General features: G+C 72.6%; 17 protein-coding genes. 7 read left to right on the top strand and 10 right to left on the bottom strand.

What is annotated here, in order from left to right:
• Positions 1-153: 153 nt before the first annotated feature.
• Positions 154-372 (bottom strand): winged helix-turn-helix domain-containing protein, encoded by a 219-nt coding sequence (locus tag AB0B97_RS32225; protein WP_354861024.1) that lies wholly within the window; start codon positions 370-372, stop codon positions 154-156.
• A gap of 325 nt (positions 373-697) precedes the next feature.
• Between AB0B97_RS32225 and AB0B97_RS32220 the strand changes: the two genes are divergently transcribed.
• The 4 genes from AB0B97_RS32220 to AB0B97_RS32205 all read left to right on the top strand — a co-directional run bounded on the left by AB0B97_RS32220 (position 698) and on the right by AB0B97_RS32205 (position 3,242).
• The gene (locus AB0B97_RS32220; RefSeq protein WP_357499069.1) at positions 698-919 is read left to right on the top strand and encodes a hypothetical protein; all 222 of its coding nucleotides are present in this window, start codon (positions 698-700) and stop codon (positions 917-919) included.
• 16 nt (positions 920-935) lie between these two features.
• Positions 936-1,670: a hypothetical protein gene (locus tag AB0B97_RS32215; protein ID WP_357499067.1), complete on the top strand. Its 735-nt coding sequence runs from the start codon at positions 936-938 to the stop codon at positions 1,668-1,670.
• Positions 1,664-2,101, top strand: a complete 438-nt coding sequence (locus AB0B97_RS32210) for a hypothetical protein (protein ID WP_357499065.1) — start codon at positions 1,664-1,666, stop codon at positions 2,099-2,101. The genes AB0B97_RS32215 and AB0B97_RS32210 overlap by 7 nt, the downstream gene beginning before the upstream one ends.
• A 91-nt stretch (positions 2,102-2,192) precedes the next feature.
• The gene (locus tag AB0B97_RS32205) at positions 2,193-3,242 is read left to right on the top strand and encodes an aminoglycoside phosphotransferase family protein (RefSeq protein ID WP_357499063.1); all 1,050 of its coding nucleotides are present in this window, start codon (positions 2,193-2,195) and stop codon (positions 3,240-3,242) included.
• Here AB0B97_RS32205 and AB0B97_RS32200 read toward each other — a convergent pair.
• Positions 3,130-4,377, bottom strand: a complete 1,248-nt coding sequence (locus AB0B97_RS32200; protein ID WP_357499061.1) for an FAD-dependent monooxygenase — start codon at positions 4,375-4,377, stop codon at positions 3,130-3,132. The two genes, AB0B97_RS32205 and AB0B97_RS32200, sit on opposite strands and share 113 nt — an antisense overlap.
• A 639-nt stretch (positions 4,378-5,016) precedes the next feature.
• On the opposite strand from AB0B97_RS32200, the gene AB0B97_RS32195 reads away from it, so the two are divergent.
• Both AB0B97_RS32195 and AB0B97_RS32190 read left to right on the top strand, forming a co-directional pair.
• On the top strand, positions 5,017-6,282 hold the full coding sequence (locus AB0B97_RS32195; RefSeq protein ID WP_357499059.1) for a condensation domain-containing protein: 1,266 nt from the start codon (positions 5,017-5,019) through the stop codon (positions 6,280-6,282).
• Positions 6,279-7,559, top strand: a complete 1,281-nt coding sequence (locus AB0B97_RS32190) for an MFS transporter (RefSeq protein ID WP_357499057.1) — start codon at positions 6,279-6,281, stop codon at positions 7,557-7,559. The genes AB0B97_RS32195 and AB0B97_RS32190 overlap by 4 nt, the downstream gene beginning before the upstream one ends.
• Positions 7,560-7,583: 24 nt before the next feature.
• Here the strand turns inward: AB0B97_RS32190 and AB0B97_RS32185 are convergent, their stop codons facing one another.
• From AB0B97_RS32185 to AB0B97_RS32155, 7 genes are all read right to left on the bottom strand, one after another.
• Positions 7,584-8,495, bottom strand: coding sequence for an NAD-dependent epimerase/dehydratase family protein (locus tag AB0B97_RS32185; RefSeq protein WP_357499055.1), 912 nt, complete (start codon positions 8,493-8,495; stop codon positions 7,584-7,586).
• Positions 8,492-9,577, bottom strand: coding sequence for a hypothetical protein (locus AB0B97_RS32180; protein WP_357499053.1), 1,086 nt, complete (start codon positions 9,575-9,577; stop codon positions 8,492-8,494). Before AB0B97_RS32180 ends, AB0B97_RS32185 begins: the two co-directional genes overlap by 4 nt.
• A 21-nt stretch (positions 9,578-9,598) precedes the next feature.
• Positions 9,599-10,870, bottom strand: a complete 1,272-nt coding sequence (locus AB0B97_RS32175) for a hypothetical protein (protein ID WP_357499051.1) — start codon at positions 10,868-10,870, stop codon at positions 9,599-9,601.
• Position 10,871: 1 nt separating this feature from the next.
• Positions 10,872-11,123 carry a phosphopantetheine-binding protein gene (locus AB0B97_RS32170; RefSeq protein ID WP_007462887.1) on the bottom strand — a complete coding sequence of 84 codons (252 nt, stop codon included), beginning with the start codon at positions 11,121-11,123 and terminating at the stop codon, positions 10,872-10,874.
• 4 nt (positions 11,124-11,127) lie between these two features.
• Positions 11,128-12,306 (bottom strand): radical SAM protein, encoded by a 1,179-nt coding sequence (locus AB0B97_RS32165; RefSeq protein WP_234589438.1) that lies wholly within the window; start codon positions 12,304-12,306, stop codon positions 11,128-11,130.
• 244 nt (positions 12,307-12,550) lie between these two features.
• Positions 12,551-13,405, bottom strand: coding sequence for a hypothetical protein (locus tag AB0B97_RS32160; protein WP_357499048.1), 855 nt, complete (start codon positions 13,403-13,405; stop codon positions 12,551-12,553).
• Between the two features lie 2 nt (positions 13,406-13,407).
• On the bottom strand, positions 13,408-15,939 hold the full coding sequence (locus tag AB0B97_RS32155) for an FtsK/SpoIIIE domain-containing protein (RefSeq protein WP_357499046.1): 2,532 nt from the start codon (positions 15,937-15,939) through the stop codon (positions 13,408-13,410).
• A 190-nt stretch (positions 15,940-16,129) separates the two neighbouring features.
• Here AB0B97_RS32155 and AB0B97_RS32150 point away from each other — a divergent pair, with 190 nt between their 5' ends.
• Positions 16,130-17,671 (top strand): M1 family metallopeptidase, encoded by a 1,542-nt coding sequence (locus AB0B97_RS32150; protein WP_357499044.1) that lies wholly within the window; start codon positions 16,130-16,132, stop codon positions 17,669-17,671.
• A gap of 331 nt (positions 17,672-18,002) precedes the next feature.
• Here AB0B97_RS32150 and AB0B97_RS32145 read toward each other — a convergent pair whose 3' ends face one another.
• The gene (locus AB0B97_RS32145; protein WP_357499042.1) at positions 18,003-18,542 is read right to left on the bottom strand and encodes a hypothetical protein; all 540 of its coding nucleotides are present in this window, start codon (positions 18,540-18,542) and stop codon (positions 18,003-18,005) included.
• Positions 18,543-18,695 lie beyond the last annotated feature (153 nt).

The following is an 18,695-nucleotide window of genomic DNA, read 5'->3' as shown; positions in this document are numbered from 1 at the left end:
CTCAACGACCGCCCCCGCATGACCCTCGGCTGGGCCACCCCCGGTGAGAAAATGGCCCAGCTACTCGGTGTTGCAACCACCGGTTGAGCCCGCCCCGAGAACGGAAACTGTCCAAGATCTCGCCGGGCTCACCGAGCCGGGGGCGTCGAACGGTCAGCGATCAGCGACGAACACGCCGAGACCGTGCACGCCCTGCACCCAACCCTGGGTCTGCAGGACCAAGATGGCCTGCCGAACCACGGTCGTCGAGACGCCGTGCTGAGTCTTGAGCTGCACCGTGGACGGCAACTGGTCCCCCGGCGCGAGTTCTCCCGACTCGATCTGGCCCCGGATGTGATCCGCGAGCTGTTCCCACTTCGGTTTGACGGGCATATGGACTCCCAGGTCTGCCCCGCCATTCGATCACGCCCAACTACCCATGACAAGTAACGTGTTGTCGTGCTTGCTATCCGTGACTAGTTGTGTAAAGCTCCAAACGACCGGCTCCCAGGTCTGCAAACCCGGAGTTGGTTCTTCCCCACCGCGCAGGAAGCGCCCGGTCGGCCGGTCCCCCCGTCCGGCCGGGCGTGCCGGGGCGTGCCCGCACGCCGCCCCCACGCACCGCCGCACCGCCGCCCCCACCGCACCGCCGCCGGGCAGCACGTACCGCCCGAGCAACGTCCTGACCAGCAAGGAGACGACCGGACGGGAGCACCCGATGCCCGATCGACCCGACAACCAGCCCATCGACCCGCCCTCCCGACACCCTCCAGCCCAGCGTCTCGTGTCCGAGCAGGACGTCGAGGACGCCGACGACACCCTCTTCGCCCATCCACCGCGCGTGGTGCGCAGGTGGGTCTGCGGCTGTGGCAGGGACTACCCGTGCACCGACGTGCTCTTCGCCCGCCTTGTCAAGGCCACCGCCGAGGCCGAGCAGTGAACCACCGAGGCCGCCGGTGAACGGGGATGATCTGTACACGTACGCCAGCCAGCGGGTCGTCGAAGCGAGGGCGAGGATCGCCGAGCACGTGACGGAGGCCTACACCGGGATCTGCCGCAGCTGCGGACGGCCCGGCCCGTGCGACGAGCAGCGGGCCGCGCGGGCCCGGCTGGCGCACTTCGGCGGCCCGGTGGACGATCTGCGCGACGCGTGGTTGGCCACGATCGCCGCCGCCGACCGGGCTGGTGCGCACCTGCACGGCGCGGGGCCACCCGGCCGAAGGTTGCCCTGGCAGGACGCGGTCACCGAGTGTTGGCGGGCGCTCGGTCTGGTGTACGCCGGCTTGGCTGCTGATCGTGCATCGGCGGTGACCGCGTCGGCGGGTGAGGTGCTCGCCGGACTGCGTGCCGCTCGGGTCGACGCCGACCAGGCCGCCGCGCTGGCCGCCCGTACGCGGTGGCGGTTGGCGGCGGCCGAGGACCGGCTCCGGCGTACCCACATCGTGGCGGACGCGGTCGCGGCCCGGCACTTCGCGGCGGCCATCACCCGGTTGGACCTGGTCGTCACCCGGCTGGCGATCGGCGGCTGCCGCATCGAGCGCTCGGTGGCGGCGTTGACCGGCGAGCTGGCCGCCGCACCGACCGTGACCAGGAGGACCGCCACCGCCGGGGAGATCGCACACGGCTGCCGCCTGGCGAGCGCCCTGGTGACCAGGAGACGTCGACGGAGAATCAGGGAGACACGATGGTGACCGATCCGCACGCGGCGCTGCGCGGCCTTCTGGCGGGACGGCTGCGCGGGCACGAACGGCGGCTGCGGCGGTTCACCGAGGCGGACTGGCGGCGGTACGCGGACCTGCTCGCCGGGGCATTGCTGGTGGCGGTGCGGCGGCGGTTCGTCGCCGGGCAGGACCGGGCGCCGGTGATTCGGTTCGTGGCGTCCGCGCGGGAACGCTACGACGTCACCGGGCGCGACGTGGAGCCGGCGCTGGCCGAGGCGTTGGTGTGGGCGGCGCTCGGTGAACGCCCCCCGGTGCCCGACGACGCGCCGGCCATCGTCGCCCGGACGGTGCTGCTGCTCGGCTTGCTGGAGGACGAGGGCTGCACCGACCAGGAACGGGACGACATCCTCGCGGCGGCGGCGCATGCCGCCGACCACGCGGGTCAGCAGGCGGGCGGCTAGGAACCGTCGCCACCGGACACCCAGGACCACAATTCACCGACGACTCTGGCACTCTGGCGGGCGTCACGGTCGGGGAGGAAGGGACCACGGGGTGGAAGGGCTCAGCCGCACCCAGCGGCCACTGGACCACGATCAGGTGCAACGTTTCGTCGCGGCGTCCTTCGGCGCGGACCGCCGGGTCGTGGACTGCGGGCCGATCCTCGGCGGCGGTTTCGCGACGGTGTGGTGGGTGGCGCTCGACGACGGGCGCGAGGTCGTGTTGAAGGTGGCACCACCACCCGACGCGCCGCTGCTGCGCTACGAGCAGGGCCTCGCCGCCGCCGAAGCCCGGTACTTCCGCCTCGTCGCCGCGCGCGCGCCGCAGGTGCCCGTACCGCCGCTGCTGCACCACGGCACCGATCCGGACCTCGGCGAGTGGCTGGTCACCGGCCTGTTGCCCGGGCGGTCGCTGCGGGAATGGGCCGAGGGCGAGCAGCAGCTCGACGACGGCCCGGCCCGCTACGACTTCGGCGTCGCGATCGCCGCGCTGCACCGGGTGACCGGCGACCACTTCGGGTACGGAGGCGACCGGGCGAGCGGCCCGACGTGGCGTGCGGCCTTCGCCGCCATGCTCGACGACCTGCTCGCCGACGCGGCGGACTGGGACGTGCGGCTGCCCACCTCGCCGGCGCGGATCCGGGAGCTGCCCGAACGGTACGCCGGGGTCCTGGACCAGGTACGCCGGCCGGCGCTGCTGCACTTCGACGGCTGGGACGGCAACGTGCTGGCCGAACCCGACCCGGCCGGTGCCCTGCGCCTGCGCGGGATCGTGGACGGCGAGCGGTTCCTGTTCGGCGATCCGCTGCTGGACCTCGTGTCACCCCTGTTGTACCGCCGGGTGGAGGACGACCCCGGCCACCCGTTCCTGCGCGGCTACCGCGCCGCCTCGGCCGATCCGGTGGTCTTCGACGAGTCCACTCTGCGGCGGCTCAGCCTCTACCGCCTGCACCTGTACCTGTTGATGACCGTCGAGATGCCCAGCCGGGGAATCACGCGAGAGGATCGCCCGGACCGGTTCGAGCGGCTGGCCGACCTGCTCGATCAGGAGCTGACGGAGCTGGGTCGGCCGAGTCCGTCGGCCATTGCAGGCGGTACCGGCTGACGTCCTCGGAGGCGGCCACGCCGGCCCTCATGAACATCGCCAGCACGGCGTCGCGCGCCCGCCGCTCGCGGGCGCCGGTCGGGAACTTCAGGCTGCCGGTACGACGGGCGAGCCCGGCGACCGTCGCCACCCGTGACTCACGCAGTTGTTGGAAGCGCCCGAAGGCGTCACCGACGTCGTCCGCCGCGGCGAGACACCGGGCCAGCACCAGTGCGTCTTCCAGCGCCATGGAACTGCTCTGCCCGTCGTGCGGCGGCATCGCGTGCGCCGCGTCGCCGACCAGGCACATCCGGCCGCGGCTCCACCGCTCGGGCGGGACGAGGTCGTGCACCGGCCACCGGATGATCGGGCCGGTGCTCGCGTCGATGATGGCGGGGATCGGCGGATGGTCCGAGCCGTGCAACTCGACGAGGCGCTGCCGCCACCGGCCCATCGGATCAGCCCGTGGCCCCGCCACCACCTCCCCCTCCCCGGTGAGCAGGCTCTGGAACCAGACGACCTCGCCGTCGGGCAACGCCTGGTAGCCGAAGAACGCGTTGGCGCCGAACGTCAGGCGCAGCACTCCGTCCGGTGCGATCCCGGCGACCCGCGGGGCCGAGCCGCCGCCGTCGAGCACTCCGGTGAACCGGGCGGGCGGATGCTCGGGGAACATCGTCCGACGCGTGTGCGAGTGGACCCCGTCGGCACCGATCAGCAGGTCACCGCCGTGACTCGATCCGTCGGCGAGGGTAGCGGCGACCGGGTCGTGCCCGTCGTCGCGCAGTCCGACGACCCGCTCACCCTCGACGACGCGGACGCCGGCGCGACGGGCTGCCTCGCGCAGCACCTCACCGAGCCGGTCCCGGCGGATCAGCGTGCTCACCTGGTTGTTGCTGCCGATCTCCCGTCCCCGGTGGTCGTGGAAGGAGATGCGGTCGGTGGGCGTGCCGGCGGCGTCGACAGTGGCGAGCAGGCCCAGGTCGCGCAGCACGGTGCGGCCGTTGTCGGCCAGGCTCAGGTGCGACCCGAGCTGTCGCTCGCGCGGCGGCCGGGCCTCGATGACGGTCACGCGCCACCCGATCCGGCGCAGGAAGAGACCGACGGCCGTGCCGGCGATTCCCGCCCCGACGACCACGGCGTGCCCAGGATTGATCATGTCGAGCCAGCCGACACCGGCGGCCCGGAAGGACCTGTCCCACCCATGCGCTCCCCCGTGTGGCGGGCGCTGTGGACACGTCCGCCGCCCCGACCGTAATCACGGCGGCCACAGTGGTCAAGACAGCAAGATCCATCAATGCGAGGGTTGACACCGGCATAGACGGCCGGAATGCTGTGGGAGTCCTGCTAACCGAGGCGGGGCCACGTATCCGGGGGAATCGGCCTTTTACTGCATTCGCCTGTGCGCGGCTCCATGGCCATCACTGATAGTTTTTTCGCCAGCGAATGCTCCGAATAGGACGGCAGTCGTTCATTTTCGCTGCCGGATGCCGCGGTTCCTGTCGCGACGAGCATCCGGATCAGGGCGTGGACAACTGGCGCACCAGCTCGGTCGATCGCTGGTCGGACTACTGAATGGTGATTCCATCCGTCATCCGACGGTGGCGCGTCATGCACCCCTAAGCACGGCGCAGGGCCACGGCCTCACTTCCGACAACCGCATTCTTCGGGAGGTGTCGTGATGAAGAACAACTCGGCCGGCTGACGCAACCAATTATCTTTCGTCCCGATGAGCGTGTGTCGCGTCGCGGCACACGCTCATCGGCAGCGCAACCGTTCCCGCTCGGGAAGGACAGGTGTGACCCCGGAGACGACCTACCCGATGACCCTCGGCCAACTATCGGTCTGGCGGGACATCGAAAGAATGCATCCGGAGAAGTGGTGGGAGGGCAACCTCTGCTTTTCCTGGTCGTTGCCGGAAAATGTGACCGCCGTGGACGTCTGGCGCGCGGTCGGCGCGCTCGGCATGCGGCACGCCTCGCTGCGCACGACGTTCGACGTCGAGGACCGGGCAGATCCGCGCCAGCGCGTCGCTGTCGATTCCCCCGACGACGTGGTCGCCGCGGTACGACAGCCCGACGGCGAGACGGGGATGTCCCGGATCGAGACCGAGGAGATCCAGCGGGCGTTCACGCTCACCACCGACCTGCCGTGGCGGGTGTGGCTGACCGAGAACGACGGACGCCCCCGTGAACTGTTGGTGGTCATCCACCACATGGCGGCCGACGGCGCGGGCATCAACACCATGGAACGGGACTTCTACGCCCTGCTGGCCGGGGAGTCGCTGCCGCCGGCCCCGCAGCCGGCCGACCTCGCGACGCGGCAACGGTCCGGCGACATGGACGCCAGACTGCTCGCCGCGGAGTCGTACTGGCGCAAGGTGCTGTCGGCGGCGCCCCGGCGGACGCCTCCCGCACCCGGGCCGGTGCTCCGGGCGACGATGCACACCGGCATCCCCGAGCCCATCCTCCGCCAGGCGGCCCGCGGCATCGGCGTCACCGTCGCTGGGGTGCTGCTGACCGCGTACTGCCGGGCGATCATCGCGACGGGCACCACCGGCACGCCGGTCCTGCTCTACCCCATGTCGTCCAACCGGTTCGACCCGGCGGTCACGTCGCTCGTCACGTCCATGAACCAGTGGGTGCCGCTGCTGGCCACGCCGGAACCGGACGAGGTGTTCGCGCACACCGCGCGCGCCCTGTACGTACGGAACATGCGGGCCCTCAAGCACGGGGTCTACGACCCGGACGCGGTGGCGCGGATCCGCGAGGACGCCGAACGGGAGGGCGGCCCGCTCGACCCGGGGTACCACTTCACCTTCCTGCTGCCCCCCATGGTGGTGCAGCCGCCGGAGACGATCCAGGAATCGCGGATCGAGTGGCACGTGCCGATCCGCTCGACCGGGCCCGGCTTCTACCTGATGGCCAACGCCGACACGACGGTCCGGCTGACCGTCCGGGTGATCCGCGAGGGCTACCAACGCGCGGAGCTGGAGGCTCTGCTCGTCGCCATGCGCGACGACCTGATGGAGCTGGTCGGCGCGCACGCGGAGGCAGCCGGATGACCACTACCGCGCCGCCCACCACCCCGGCGGTCACGCCGAGCCTGTGGCGTCACCGCGACTTCATGACGCTGTGGACCGGCCAGACCCTCAGCGAGACCGGGTCGGCGGTGTCCACCCTCGCCGTCCCGCTCATCGCGGTGTCCGTGCTGAACGCGTCCACGTTCTCGGTGAGCCTGCTGCAGGCCGCTGGGATGGCGGCGTACCTGCTCGTCGCGCTGCCGGCCGGGGTGATCGTCGACCGGATGCGCAAGCGGCGGCTGATGGTGTTCTGCAACCTGCTGCGGGCCCTCGCGATGGGCACCATCCCGCTGGCGTTCTTCGCCGGTGAGCTCACCATGGCGCAGTTGTGGCTGGTGGCGGCCCTGTGCAGCGTCTGCTCAGTCTTCTTCGAGGTGGCCTACCAGTGCTACCTGCCGGCGGTGGTGCGCTCCGACCAGCTGCTGGACGCGAACGGCAAACTCAGCACCACGTACTCGGTCGCCCAGGTCGCGGGCATCGGGCTCGGCGGAGGACTCGTCGCGGTCTTCGGCGCGGCGCGGACGGTCCTCATCGACGCCGCCTCGTTCGCGGTGAGCGCCGTCTCGCTGCTGCTGATCCGGCGCTCGGAGCCGGAGGTGACAGCACCCGAGGGGCCCCGGCCGCGGCTGCGGGAGGAGATCTCGGCCGGCCTGGCCTTCGCCTTCCGGCACGCGGTGCTACGCAAGATCGTCGCCGCCAGCGGCACCCTGAACGTGTTCAGCCAGGTGATCTACGCCCTCTCGGTCATCTACCTGGTCCGGGTCCTCAAGCTGACGCCGGCCGAGGTGGCCGTGCAACTGGCGCTGGGCACGGCCGGCGGCATCGCCGGCGGCCTCGCCTCCGGCAAGCTGGCTCGCCGGATCGGCACCGCCCGCGTCATCTGGGTCTCCCTGCTCGGGCTCGGCTGGACGATGCTGCTGGTGCCGCTGGCCGAGCCGGGCTGGCGGGTCGCGTTCTACACCGTCGGCATGACCGGCTTCGCCGCGCTCTGCGCGATCTACAACGCGGCCCAGATCAGCTACCGGCAGCAGATGTGCCCGCCGGAACTGCTCGGCCGCCTCACCGCCGGGGTCCGCTGGATCGTGTGGGGCGCCCTGCCGATCGGCGCGGTCCTCGGTGGTGTGCTGGGCACCTGGCTCGGCGTCCGCGAGACCCTGGTGATCGCCGCCCTCGGCGTCTGGGCCTCCGGGCTGTGGGTCTACTTCTCGCCGCTGCGAAAGATGCGTGACTTCACACCCGAACCGGCCAGCCAGTCCTGACGGCTCAGAGTCGTCGGCGAGGCGTCAGCGGTTCGGGCCGGCCAGCGCCGCCCACGTACGCGCCACCCCGGTGCGCAGGTCGGTGACGGGACGCCAGTCCAGCAACGCCGACGCGCGCCGGACGTCGAGCCAGATGTCGCGCCTGTCGAAGGCCCGGCGGTCCGCGTACCGGATCGTCAACTGCCGGCCGACGGTCGCCGACACCACCTCCAGCAGCTCGGCGAGGGAGGTGGGACGGCCGGCGCCGACGTTGAGGACGGCGCCGTCGAGCGCGTCGCGGGTGTCGCGGTCCAGGTGACGGTCCCACACCGCCAGCAGGGCGGCCACAACGTCGTCGACGTAGACGTAGTCGCGGCGGGTGACCGGGTCGCCGAACACCTGCAACGGACGGTGCGCGGCCGCGGCCTCCAGCCAGTGCGACACCACGCCGAGCCCACCCTCGGCGCGCTGGCCGGGCCCGTACACGTTGGACGGCCGCAGCACGACTGGCCGGAGATGGTCGGCGGCCTCGCGCAGGGCCTGCTCCTGGGCCAGCTTCGCCCGGCCGTAGACGCTGTCCGGGCCGAGCGGGCCGGTCTCGTCCACCGGCGACGGCACATCCGGCCGGTACACCGTCCCGCCGGATCCCAGCAGGACGAAGGTCGGACGACGGGCGCCCAGCTTGCACGCCTCCAGTGCGGCGGCGAGGGCACGCTGGTCCAGCTCGACGAGTTCGGGCTGGCTGACGGCCCTCTTCGGCGTGACCGTGCCGGCGGCCCAGAAGATCAGGTCCGCCCGCCTGATCGTGTCGGCGTAGCGGTGTTCCTCAACAGCGTTGCGGGGCCGGGTCAACCGCTGCAGGGGCCGACGACGGCGTTCGAGCGCACGACACAGACTGGCACCGATGAACCCGTCTGACCCGACGACCACAGTGACCGGGGCGGGGACGGCGCTCACCCCGGTACCTCGGTCTGCACGGCTCGCGCCGCCAGGTCGGCGGCGTAGTCGGCGGTCCCCTCGCGGGCGGCCAGCAGGTTGCGGTGCAGGGTCTCCAGCAGGTCGAGGGAGTATCCGCTGTCGCGCCACTCCTGCTCGGTGACGCCGTAGCCCAGCCGTCGCCACAGGTCGGCGTTGACCTGTTCGTGCGCGCCGAAGGGCGCCAGCAGCACGATCGGCGTGGCCGACCAGAGCGAGTCGATCAGAGTGCCCCCGCCGGTCTTGCAGAGCATGGCGACGCGGTGTCGGGCGAGATCGAACGAGTCGTGGTACGCCGCACCCCGTCGGTACCGCACCGTGCCGTCGGGAAGGATCTCGCCGAACGGTGGGAAGCCGCCGTCCTGCCAGGCCTCCCACTTCGGGTCGATCATGAACGCCCGGCAGCCGGAGGGCAGGGCGGACACGTCGGACGGATCGTGGGTCACCACGTCGACAAGCAACCCCGCCCGGGCGAGATCCGCCGCCCGGTCCCGGTAGGTGCCCAACCCCCAGCCGCCGCCGTGCGCCAGCATGCGGCGCTCCCGCCGCTGCCACGGCACCGGGTCCTCGTCGCCGACGCGGATGCTCGTCGGCGCGGTGCCCCGCTCGGCGTCGAACATCCACACGTGCCGGAAACGCTCCGTACGCGCCCGGAAGAGGTTGAACGAGGCGGTCGGCGCGGCGTCGAGGTGACAGATGTCGACCCGGGGCGTTCGGGACGTGAGCGCCTCGTACCGTTCGACAACCGGCACCCAGAAGCCGGAGAAGATCACCACCTGGTCCACGTCCGCGGCCCGCCACCGGTGCAGCAGCTCATCGACAGCGGCGTCGTCGAGCGCCGGCATCTGATCCCGCACCATGCGCTGGGCGGCCACCGCCAGCTTGAAGTTTTCCCTGAAGGCCAGCTTGGCGGCCCTCAGCCGGTCGAGCTCGTCGGGTCGCAGCAGCCGCTCGAACACCTCCACGCGCACCTCGATCCCGAGGGCGCGCAACCGACCGGCCAGGATGAGGGCCGGTACGTGGGTGCCGAGCGTGGCGCCCGACGTCAGCAGCACAATCGCCATCGTTGCTCCGATCGTCGGGAGTCAGGTGACGAGACTCGGGTTGCCGGCCGTCGCGACGAGCAGGTCACCCACCTGCGCTTCGAGGGCCACCCGGGCCGCGTCGTCCGGGGCGAACACGGCGAGAAAGAGCCGTCCACGCGGCGGGGTGAGCGTCCCCGAGGCCAGCGGCAGCACTCCGGGACCGTCGCCGCGAAACAGCAGCTTCGCCTCGTCCAGGGCGGACACCAGCCTGGCCACCGTGTCGCCGGGGCGCACCGGCGTCGTACGGCAGCGCAGCCAGGAGCGCAGGCCGACCGCCCGGGCCCGCCGGTCGAGGTGCAGGTTCAGCAGGCCCATCGATCGTCGGGCGTTGACCTCCAGCACCGGTACAACGGTGCCGTCGCGCAGCCGCAGTCCGTCGACGCAGACGGGCCCGGTGTAGCCCTCGGCCGCGAGCGCCGTCCCGACCCGCGCGATCACCTCGCGATGCGCGGTGGTGTCGAGGTTCGCGTGCTGATCCGCGGGGAGCGGGCCGGAGCCGCGGTAGGCGAACTCGGCGTTGTCGACGTGCTGGAGGCCCCGCCACCGCACCGCGCCGCCCGGGTCGACCTCCAGGTGGGTGGAGAAGCTGGACGCCTCCTCGAAGAGGGGTTGCACCAGCAGTTCCACCCGGGCCCCGCGCGCGACCTGCCGCTCCAGGTGCCGGACGACGGTGTCCAGCACCCGGGGGTTGGCGACCCGCAGGGCGCCCCGGCCGGCGACCCCGTACGGGTCCTTGAGCACGACGTCGTCCGGCGCGTCCTGCACCAGCCGCCGTACCTGCGCGGGCGTGGTGGCCAGGACGGCGCCGCCGGGCAGGCCGGCGTCCCGGACCAGGTCGTTCGACCAGACCTTGGAGTTGACGCGGGCGACGACCTCGACGGCGGGGACGGTGGCACGCAGGCCGAGTCGGTGCACCGCCACGGCGGTGTCCGGCCGGACGGCGTAGAACGCCGCGGCCCACCCGGACATCCCCGGCAGGGCCGTGCCGCCGGCCACGGCCAGACGCTCCTCCACTGTGGCGTCCTGGTGACCCGGCACGGCCGCGAGCCGTGGCGCGATGCCGGCGGCCGCCAGCGCTTCGACCAGGGTCTCGTCCATCGGCTCGGCGGTGAGCAGCAGATCACCCGGGGCGCACCCGACCGCCAGCAGCTCGTCCATGCCGCGACGTCCCCGGCTGCCACCCGCCGCCGGGCCGGCGGGCAGCCCGGCGAGATCGTCCGGCCGCCACGCCGCCTCCGCGTCGAACGAGCCGAAGTGAACGGTCCCGCTCACCTCACCGGCCATCGCCGTCGAGGGCGAAATGGCAGAACGCCTTCACCGACTCCAGGTGGATGCTGTCCAGCGACTCGAAGTCGATCTCGACGTCGAACTCCTCCTCCACCGCGAGCAGGAACGTGATCATGTGCAGCGAGTCGATCCCGAGGTCGAGCAGCAGATTCGTGTCCGCCGTCACCTCCTGGGCCAGCGCCGGATCCTCCAGAACCCGCGCGAGCAGGGCCGCCATGCGGGTGACCACCTCGGCCATGCGTTCACTCCCCGCTCAGGTAGAGAAGGATGCACTTCGAGCACACCGGCATGAGGCCGCTGTCGCGCAGGATGCCGCGGACCCTGGTGAACCGCTCGCTCTGCCAGATCTCCTGCATGGACTGCTCACCCAGGTCGCCGATGACGAACTCGGGGAAGAACTTGCACGAGCTGACCCGGCCGTCCGCGTGGATCTCGATCCGGTTGGACACCGCCAGGCAGCGGCTGCGCCGCTGGGCCGGGCGGGAGGTGCCACGGATGAAGTCGTCGAGCTCGTCCTGCTCGACCTGCGGCTGGTAGCGCACCCGCAGATTCCACACCCGGCTCGCCAGTCGCGCCATCGACTCCTTCAGCACCGGCAGGTACTGCTCGGGAAGCGCGTACGTGTACGAGTGCCAGGTCGGCTTGTCGCCCGGCTCCGGCGGGTTGAGCCACGAGAACGACTCCTCGTAGAGCCGGTCCATCGCCGACGCCGTCTCCGGGCTGATGTACCACGGCAGCAGCCAGTAGACCGAGTTGAAGCCGGTCTGCTCGGCCCACTCGGTGAACTCGTACATGCGGCCGACCATGTCCTCGCTGACCATGCACGCGACGGACAACTCGCCCTGGTACTCGCCGCGCCGTTGGAGGTCGAGCATCGCCTCGACGTTGCGCATGGTGCGCCGGAACGATCCCTTGCCCCGCAACGCCTCGTGCTCCGGCTCGAAGCCGTCCAGGCTGACCAGCAGGTTGAGTCGTGGCCCGATGGCCAGCAGGTGCTCCGCGTTGCGCTCCATCAACAGGCCGTTGGTGCACATGTTGACGACGCGCGGCACGGCGCCCAGCAGCTTGGCGATCTCGCCGAACTGGGAGTGCATCAGCGGCTCGCCGCCCCAGAGGAAGACCTTCGCCGCGTCGGGCGCGGTCGTCTCCAGCACGTCCCGGATGACGTCGAGGTCGAGCTCGGAGCGCTTGCGCTTGCTGTCGTAGTTGTGGAAGAACCCCTGCTCGTTCCACTGGAAGCAGTGGTTGCACCGCAGGTTGCACCGGTACGTCAGCTGCATGCTGACCTCCTGCGGCAACGTGCTGGCGTAGAGGGGGTCCGCCGCCAGGTTACGGCGCGTTTCGGACCGGATCGCCACCGTCCGGCGCAGGTCGTGCAGTTCTCCGGCAGTGAAGACCTTGTTGGTACGTGGGTAGGACATGCAGGCTCCCCGCTCGTCTGCCACGAAACGAGCGCCCCTGCGCAGGGCAGCGGGCATCGCTTCGCCAGATTCAGGACTGGATCGGGGGCCGTTCGCATCCCTACATGCGCACGAACCCCCGTTACCACAGGGAACCGGCGGCGGTCGTCCGACGTGGATGTGAGTGTCCTGCTCACCCCGCCACAGGTCGTTGACCACATTGACACATACGAGTGGCGTCGTAAACCCCCGCGCGGTCCGGGGTTCAGCGCAGAGCGCGGAAGAGCAGCAGGTAGCCGCAGTAGCCCAGCGGCACCAGCAGGAAGCAGATCAGGAACCCGAGCGGCAGGTAGCGCGGCGGGGTGCCGGCGACCATTGCGGGTCTCCCCCATCGGCCCAGCACCAGGTAACCGCCGAAGAACGCCAGCGCCGGCAGCCCCGCACAGATCCACGCGCCGAGGGTGAAGCCGTCGACCAAGCCGACCCCGGAGGCGAGCACGAGGGTCAGCATGAGCACCCCCGCCGCCGCCCCGCACGCGGCGTAGACGGCGACCGCCCGCGCCAGCGGCGACCACGTCGGCAGCAGCGCCGGCCGTTGGGCCAGCAGCTCGGCCTGCTGCCCGTGCCGGTCGGCCTCGTCGGCCATCCGCCGGGCCAGCTCCAGCTCCACCACCGGGTCGACCGCCGCCGCCCGCTGCGCCGGCACCCCGGCGCCCGCCGGGCTCACCGCCGTCGGCAGCGCCAGCCGCGCCGGTATCGCCGGCACGTGGGGATACGCCCCGACACCCGGCTGCCCCGGCACGCCGGCTGCGCCGGCGGACCCACCGTCCCCCGATCCGCTCACGACGGGCGAGCCGGTCGACGGCGGCGGACCCGGCCAGGTGGCGGGGTCAGCGGCCGAGCCCGGCGCGGCGGTCGGGGCGGCCGGTGGCTGGTCGATGCCGATCGCGCGGCCGAGCTGGTCGAGGCGGTGGCCCTGCGCGATCAGCCGCTGGTGCAGGTAGTCGGCGGCGGCGTGCAGATCACGACGGCGCTCGGACTCGGCAGCGGCGTCCCGCTCGCCGGCGCGGCGCTGCTCGGCGAGCTGTCGGGCCAGCGCCGCGTACTCCTCGAAGGACACTGTCAACGCTCCCCGTGCGGTTCGTGCCCGTCGCGGGCGAACGGCACGATCAGCCTGGTGCGCTGGTCGTGCCTGTCGACCAGCAGCGCCCGGTCGGCGCGCGGCGTGTAGGCCAGGTCGTGCACCCCGAGGTGCAGGGCCAGCTCGGCGCCGGGCACGTTGAGCGCGACGAGGCAGGCGACGTCGTCGCGGTTCTGGGTGCCGCCGAGGTCGTCGGAGAGCCGCCGCAGGCCGCGCCACCAGCCGAGCAGGTGCACGCCCTGGGCGGGGCCGTGGCGCAGCAGCGTACGCAGGTCGTCCAGGCCGGAGCGGAACGTGACCGGGTCGGCCGCGCCGAGGACCGGGGCTGCGGTGTCCATCCCGAACACCACCAGGTATTCGCGACCGGCCGGCTCGGCGGCCAGCGTGGCGATCCGGTCGCGCAGCCCGGCCGCGTCGAGGCGGTGCACCGGGTGACCGGCGGCCCGCAGCGCGGCCTCGGTCTCGGCCGCCACCGGGTCGGCGGCGGCGACCAGGGAGGCCAGCTGGAACCGGGCGTCACCGGGGGTGTGCTGGCGGGCCAGGCTCAGCGCGGCGGCGCGCAGCACGTCCGCGCCGGCCGGTGCGGTGCCCACCACGGCGAGGTGCCGGCCGGGGGTGGAGTCCATCAGGAACAGCGCGGTGGTGCCGTGCACGTCGACAGTCCGACCGACCAGCGCCATGGGGCGTCGGCCACCGGGGCGCAGCCCCGCGAAGGTGGAGTCGTCCTCGACGCGCGCCGCCTCGTACCCCTTGAAGACCGCCGGGGCCCGCGAGCCCGGCGGGCGGGCCTGCCACAGCTCGTGGCGCAGCGCGGCGAGGTCGGCCGCGGCGGCGTGCGCGTCGGGGAAGCGCAGCACGGTGTCGGCGCCGACCGCGCCGGCGGCGGTGTTTACCACTGCGGAGCCGATCGGCAGGGCCGCGGCGGCATCGTTGAGCTGGTCGAGGACACCCCCGCCGCCGGGCAGCGCCACCCGCAGCGCGAACTGCCCGAAAATCGCCTCGGCCCGACCGTAGAGCGCCTCGATGCCGGTCATGCTCTGACTGGCCAGCACCAGGTGGATGCCGTACGAGCGGCCCTTGCGGGCCAGCTCCTCCAGCAGGTCCACGGATTCGCGGGCCAGCGCGTCGTTGCCGGCGAGCAGCACGTGGAACTCGTCGATGACTGCCACGATGCGCGGCAGTGGACTGTCCCGCGGCAGGTCGGCGAGCTTGGTGACGCCGTGCCGCTTCAGCGCGGTGGCCCGGCGCTGTGCCTCCCGGCGCAGCTCGCGCAGCACGGCCAGACCGTACTCGCGGTCGGATTCGATGCCGACGGCCCGGGCGTGCGGCAGCCAGGACGGGTCACGCCCGGTGGGCACGAACTCGGTGAAGCTGACGCCCTCCTTGAAGTCGAGCAGGTAGAGCTGCAACTCCGCCGGCGAGTAGCGCGCGGCCAGCCCGTAGAGGACGTCCAGGAGGAAGACGGTCTTGCCGGCACCGGTGCGGCCGCCGACCAGCCAGTGCGGGGTGGCGTCGTCGAAGGCGACCGTGAGCGGCGCGGGGCCGGCCCGGCCGACGACGGTACGCAGCCCGTTGGCCGCGGACTCCGCCCAGCGCCGCTCGGGCAGCAGCTCGGCGAAGGGCAGCGCGTCGGCGCGGCGGGCGGCGGCGCCGAGGTGCTCGGCGAGCGCCCGGACCGAGGCCGGCGGCGGATCGCCGTCGAGCAGCACCGGGGCGGCGAGGCCGCTGCCGTCGGCGCTGAACGGGACGCCCGGCGGGTCGCCGACGTGCGCGTACCCCTCGCTGACCCGCAGGGCGGTGGTGCCGCCCAGCGACGGTGCGGTCTCGCCGGGCACCCGGGACGGATGGCCGGCGAGGAGCACGCAGACGGCGGCGGCCGGGCCGGCGTGGGTGAGCGCGGCGAGCCGGGCCAGCTCGCGCGGCGGCGGGGCGGCGGTGGCGACCACCACCAGCAACTGCCGGGTGGCGGGCTCGGCGTGCTGGGCGGCGCGGGCGTGCCGTTCGGCGGCGGTCAGCAGGGCGGCCACCTCGGACTCGCTGGTGGCCGGCGGGTCGAGCACACCCGCGTCGAGCAGCGGGCGCAGCGGGCCGAAGGTGGCGCCGAGCGCGGCGGTGTCGATGCCGGTGACCCGGACCCGACCGGCCGGAGCGGTGGCGACCAGCCGCAGCACCAGCGCCCGCAGCAGCGCGGCGACGCGCCCGTCCCGGGCGTCGGTGTCCAGTGCCAGGTGGTGGCCGCCGCCGAGCGGCAGCAGGACCGGGAAACCGCCGTCCGGAGTGGACGCCTCGCCGATGCGCACCGCGGCCGGCGCGTCGGTCAGCGCGGTCGCGCCGGGGGTGGGGGTGGCCAGCGCGCCGCCGAGGCGCGCGAGTCGGGCCACGAGGTCACCCCCGCCCGACTGCGGCGGCGGAGCCGGCGCCGCACCGAGCACGCCCCGGGCGGCATCCAGGTGTGCGCGGGCCGCCCGGTGGGCGGTGACCGCCTGCCCGTACGCCGACGCGAGCCTGCCCACGCTCTGCCTCCCACGCCACGGCCGTCCGGTTCGGACGAAACCCTAACGGACAGCGGTGACACCGGGACAGTAGCGACCCGCGCTTTCGCGACGGCCGACGCGTGACACGCCCGCCGCGCGCCGGGCCAGCGACGTTCACAGTTGTCGATTAGGTTGGCGGTGCGTACACCCGATGGAGGGAGTCCACCTCGTGCGACGAGTCCTCACGGCGGCCACCGCCGCCCTGACCCTCACCACCGCCGGCACCATGCTCACCGGCGCACCCGCCCAGGCCGCCACGACGGGCTGGGGCCGGCCCGTCGTCTCGGTCGCGCCGCAACCCGGCGCTCCCGGCCTGGGCGACACCTACTTCCCCGACTACGGCAACGGTGGCTACGACGTCTCGCACTACGACGTCCGGCTGCGCTACGACCCGGCCACCGACCGGCTCACCGGCACCACCACGATCCTCGCCACCGCGACGCAGGACCTCTCGGCGTTCAACCTGGACTTCCTGCTCGACGTCGAGTCCGTGCGGGTCAACGGCTGGGAGGCCGGCGCGGCCAAGGCGGGCGCGCACGAGCTGGTCGTCACCCCGACCCGCACGATCACCCGGGGCCAGCAGCTCACCATCGTGGTGCGCTACGACGGCATCCCGTCGGAGACCCTGGTCGGCGGCTACACCGGTTGGACGCGCACCGACGACGGGGCGCTCGCGGTCAACGAGCCCGAGTCGGCGTGGTGGTGGTTCCCGAGCAACGACCACCCGCTGGACAAGGCCACCTTCGACATCTCGGTCTCGGTGCCCACCGGCGTCGAGGTGATCAGCAACGGCGTGCAACCTCGTCCGCCGGCGGCCGAGGCGGGCAACCGCACCCGGTGGATCTGGCGGACCACCTCCCCCACCGCCACCTACCTGGCCTTCATGGCGATCGGTCAGTACGACATCGTCACCGACACCACGCCGGGCGGTCAGCCGGTGATCAACGCGTACAGCACCTCGCTGGGGGCGCTCGGGCCGGCCGCGCGGGCCAGCATCGAACGCACCGGCGAGATCACCGACTGGGAGAGCGGGATCTTCGGCCCGTACCCGTTCGAGGCGCGAGGTGGCGTGGCCGGGCCGGTGGACGGCATCGGCTTCGCCCTGGAAACGCAGACCCGCCCGGTGTACGGCCCGGGCTTCTGGCGTCGCGGCGCCAACACGTACGTGGTCGCCCACGAGAACGCCCACCAGTGGTTCGGCGACTCGGTCTCGGTGGCCGAGTGGCGCAACATCTGGCTCAACGAGGGTTTCGCCTCGTACGCCGAGTGGCTCTGGTCCGAGGAGCAGGACGAGGGCACCGCGCAGGAGGTCTTCGACTTCACCTACGCCAGCTACCCGGCCGACGACGAGTTCTGGCAGGTGCTGCCCGGTGACCCGGGCGCGGACCGGGTCTTCGACAACGCGGTCTACGACCGGGGCGCGATGACCCTGCACCAGCTGCGCCTGGCCGTCGGCGACGACGCGTTCTTCGCGATCCTGCCGGCGTGGACGGCCGAACACCGGTACGGCAACGGCACCATCGAGGAGTTCCAGGCCCTGGCCGAGCGGATCTCCGGTCTGGACCTGGACGAGCTGTTCACCACCTGGCTGTTCACTCCGGGCCGGCCCGACGTGGCCAGCGCCGCCCGCAAGGCCGCCCCGCCGGCCGAGCCCAAGTCGTGGGCCAAGATCCGCGAGGGCCACGAGGCGCACCGCCTGCTGTCGCACTAGCGGCAGTCGTCACCCGAAAGGCCCGTCGCCCGTGCGGCGGGCCTTTCCGCGTACCCACCCACCGGTCCCGTCGGAGCGATCTCACCTGCCACCGCTGCGCCCCGTCGCCCCTCCCGCACGCGTCCTTTGCTCTGCTTCAACTGACGCAACACCGGTTGTCCGATTATCGGACGCGCGGTGTTGCGTGGAGTGAAGCAGAGCAAAGGACGCCCTTGCCGCCGGCGAGACCAGCGCGCAGCAGCTGGTAGGCGACGCGGGGGGAGGAGGAGGAGCGAGGGAGGCTGGCCTCCGGGCCGGAGTCGTCGCCAGCGACCGGATCTGGGGCGGCGGCTCAGGACGCCGGTGCCACCGGACGGCCCGCGGTCGCCGGGGACCCCGCCGCCTCGGCCGTGCTCGCCTCGACGGCCCGGATGTGCCGGTAGGCGAACCAGAGCGGCGGGAACGCCCCGACCGCGAAGGACAGGTCGATGAGCGTCCAGAACCAGGGGATGTCCCGGATCGGGCCGCAGATCAGCGCCAGCGGAACGATCCCCGCGCAGGCGATCATGCCGACCTGCACCACCCAGACGTTGCGCACCGGGTCACGCAGCGGCCCCCAGAACGCCACCGCCAGCACCAGGTGGGCGAAGGCCAGCCAGTCGGTGCCGTAGAGCAGGAACGGGTAGTCCTGCCCCGCCGTCACGAGGCCGGTGTGGACCCGCTCGATCCAGTCGACAAGCGCCGGCACCTGACCCGCGAGCGGATCCAGCGCGCGCAGCAGCCAGCGCACCTCGATCTCCAGCGGGAAAGCGGTGGCACCGCTCAGGAAGAGGCCGATCAGCACGATCCACAGCCACCGGCGCGTACGCCGCAACCGCTCCTCATTGTCCATGACCGGAGCGTAACGATGATCTTCGTGCCGCTTCGTCCCGTCAGCGGTGACAGCTGTCTCACCGCCGTGGGGGGGGGCGGGGGCGGGGGGGAGCCCGCGGCCCGGCGGGTGGGCGGGGAGAACGACACCACCTAGGCCGCGGCGCGAGATCGG

This window comes from Micromonospora sp. NPDC049004, from assembly GCF_040649315.1.
Classification (GTDB): domain Bacteria; phylum Actinomycetota; class Actinomycetes; order Mycobacteriales; family Micromonosporaceae; genus Micromonospora.
This window is presented reverse-complemented; position numbering and strand designations above follow the sequence as displayed.

Excerpts from the sequence above, each read along its gene's own strand:
- AB0B97_RS32225 (WP_354861024.1), bottom strand. The coding sequence starts at position 372 with ATGCCCGTCAAACCGAAGTGGGAACAGCTCGCGGATCACATCCGGGGC.
- AB0B97_RS32220 (WP_357499069.1), top strand. The coding sequence starts at position 698 with ATGCCCGATCGACCCGACAACCAGCCCATCGACCCGCCCTCCCGACAC.
- AB0B97_RS32210 (WP_357499065.1), top strand. The coding sequence starts at position 1,664 with ATGGTGACCGATCCGCACGCGGCGCTGCGCGGCCTTCTGGCGGGACGG.
- AB0B97_RS32200 (WP_357499061.1), bottom strand. The coding sequence starts at position 4,377 with ATGATCAATCCTGGGCACGCCGTGGTCGTCGGGGCGGGAATCGCCGGC.
- AB0B97_RS32190 (WP_357499057.1), top strand. The coding sequence starts at position 6,279 with ATGACCACTACCGCGCCGCCCACCACCCCGGCGGTCACGCCGAGCCTG.
- AB0B97_RS32180 (WP_357499053.1), bottom strand. The coding sequence starts at position 9,577 with ATGGCGATTGTGCTGCTGACGTCGGGCGCCACGCTCGGCACCCACGTA.
- AB0B97_RS32170 (WP_007462887.1), bottom strand. The coding sequence starts at position 11,123 with ATGGCCGAGGTGGTCACCCGCATGGCGGCCCTGCTCGCGCGGGTTCTG.
- AB0B97_RS32165 (WP_234589438.1), bottom strand. The coding sequence starts at position 12,306 with ATGTCCTACCCACGTACCAACAAGGTCTTCACTGCCGGAGAACTGCAC.
- AB0B97_RS32145 (WP_357499042.1), bottom strand. The coding sequence starts at position 18,542 with ATGGACAATGAGGAGCGGTTGCGGCGTACGCGCCGGTGGCTGTGGATC.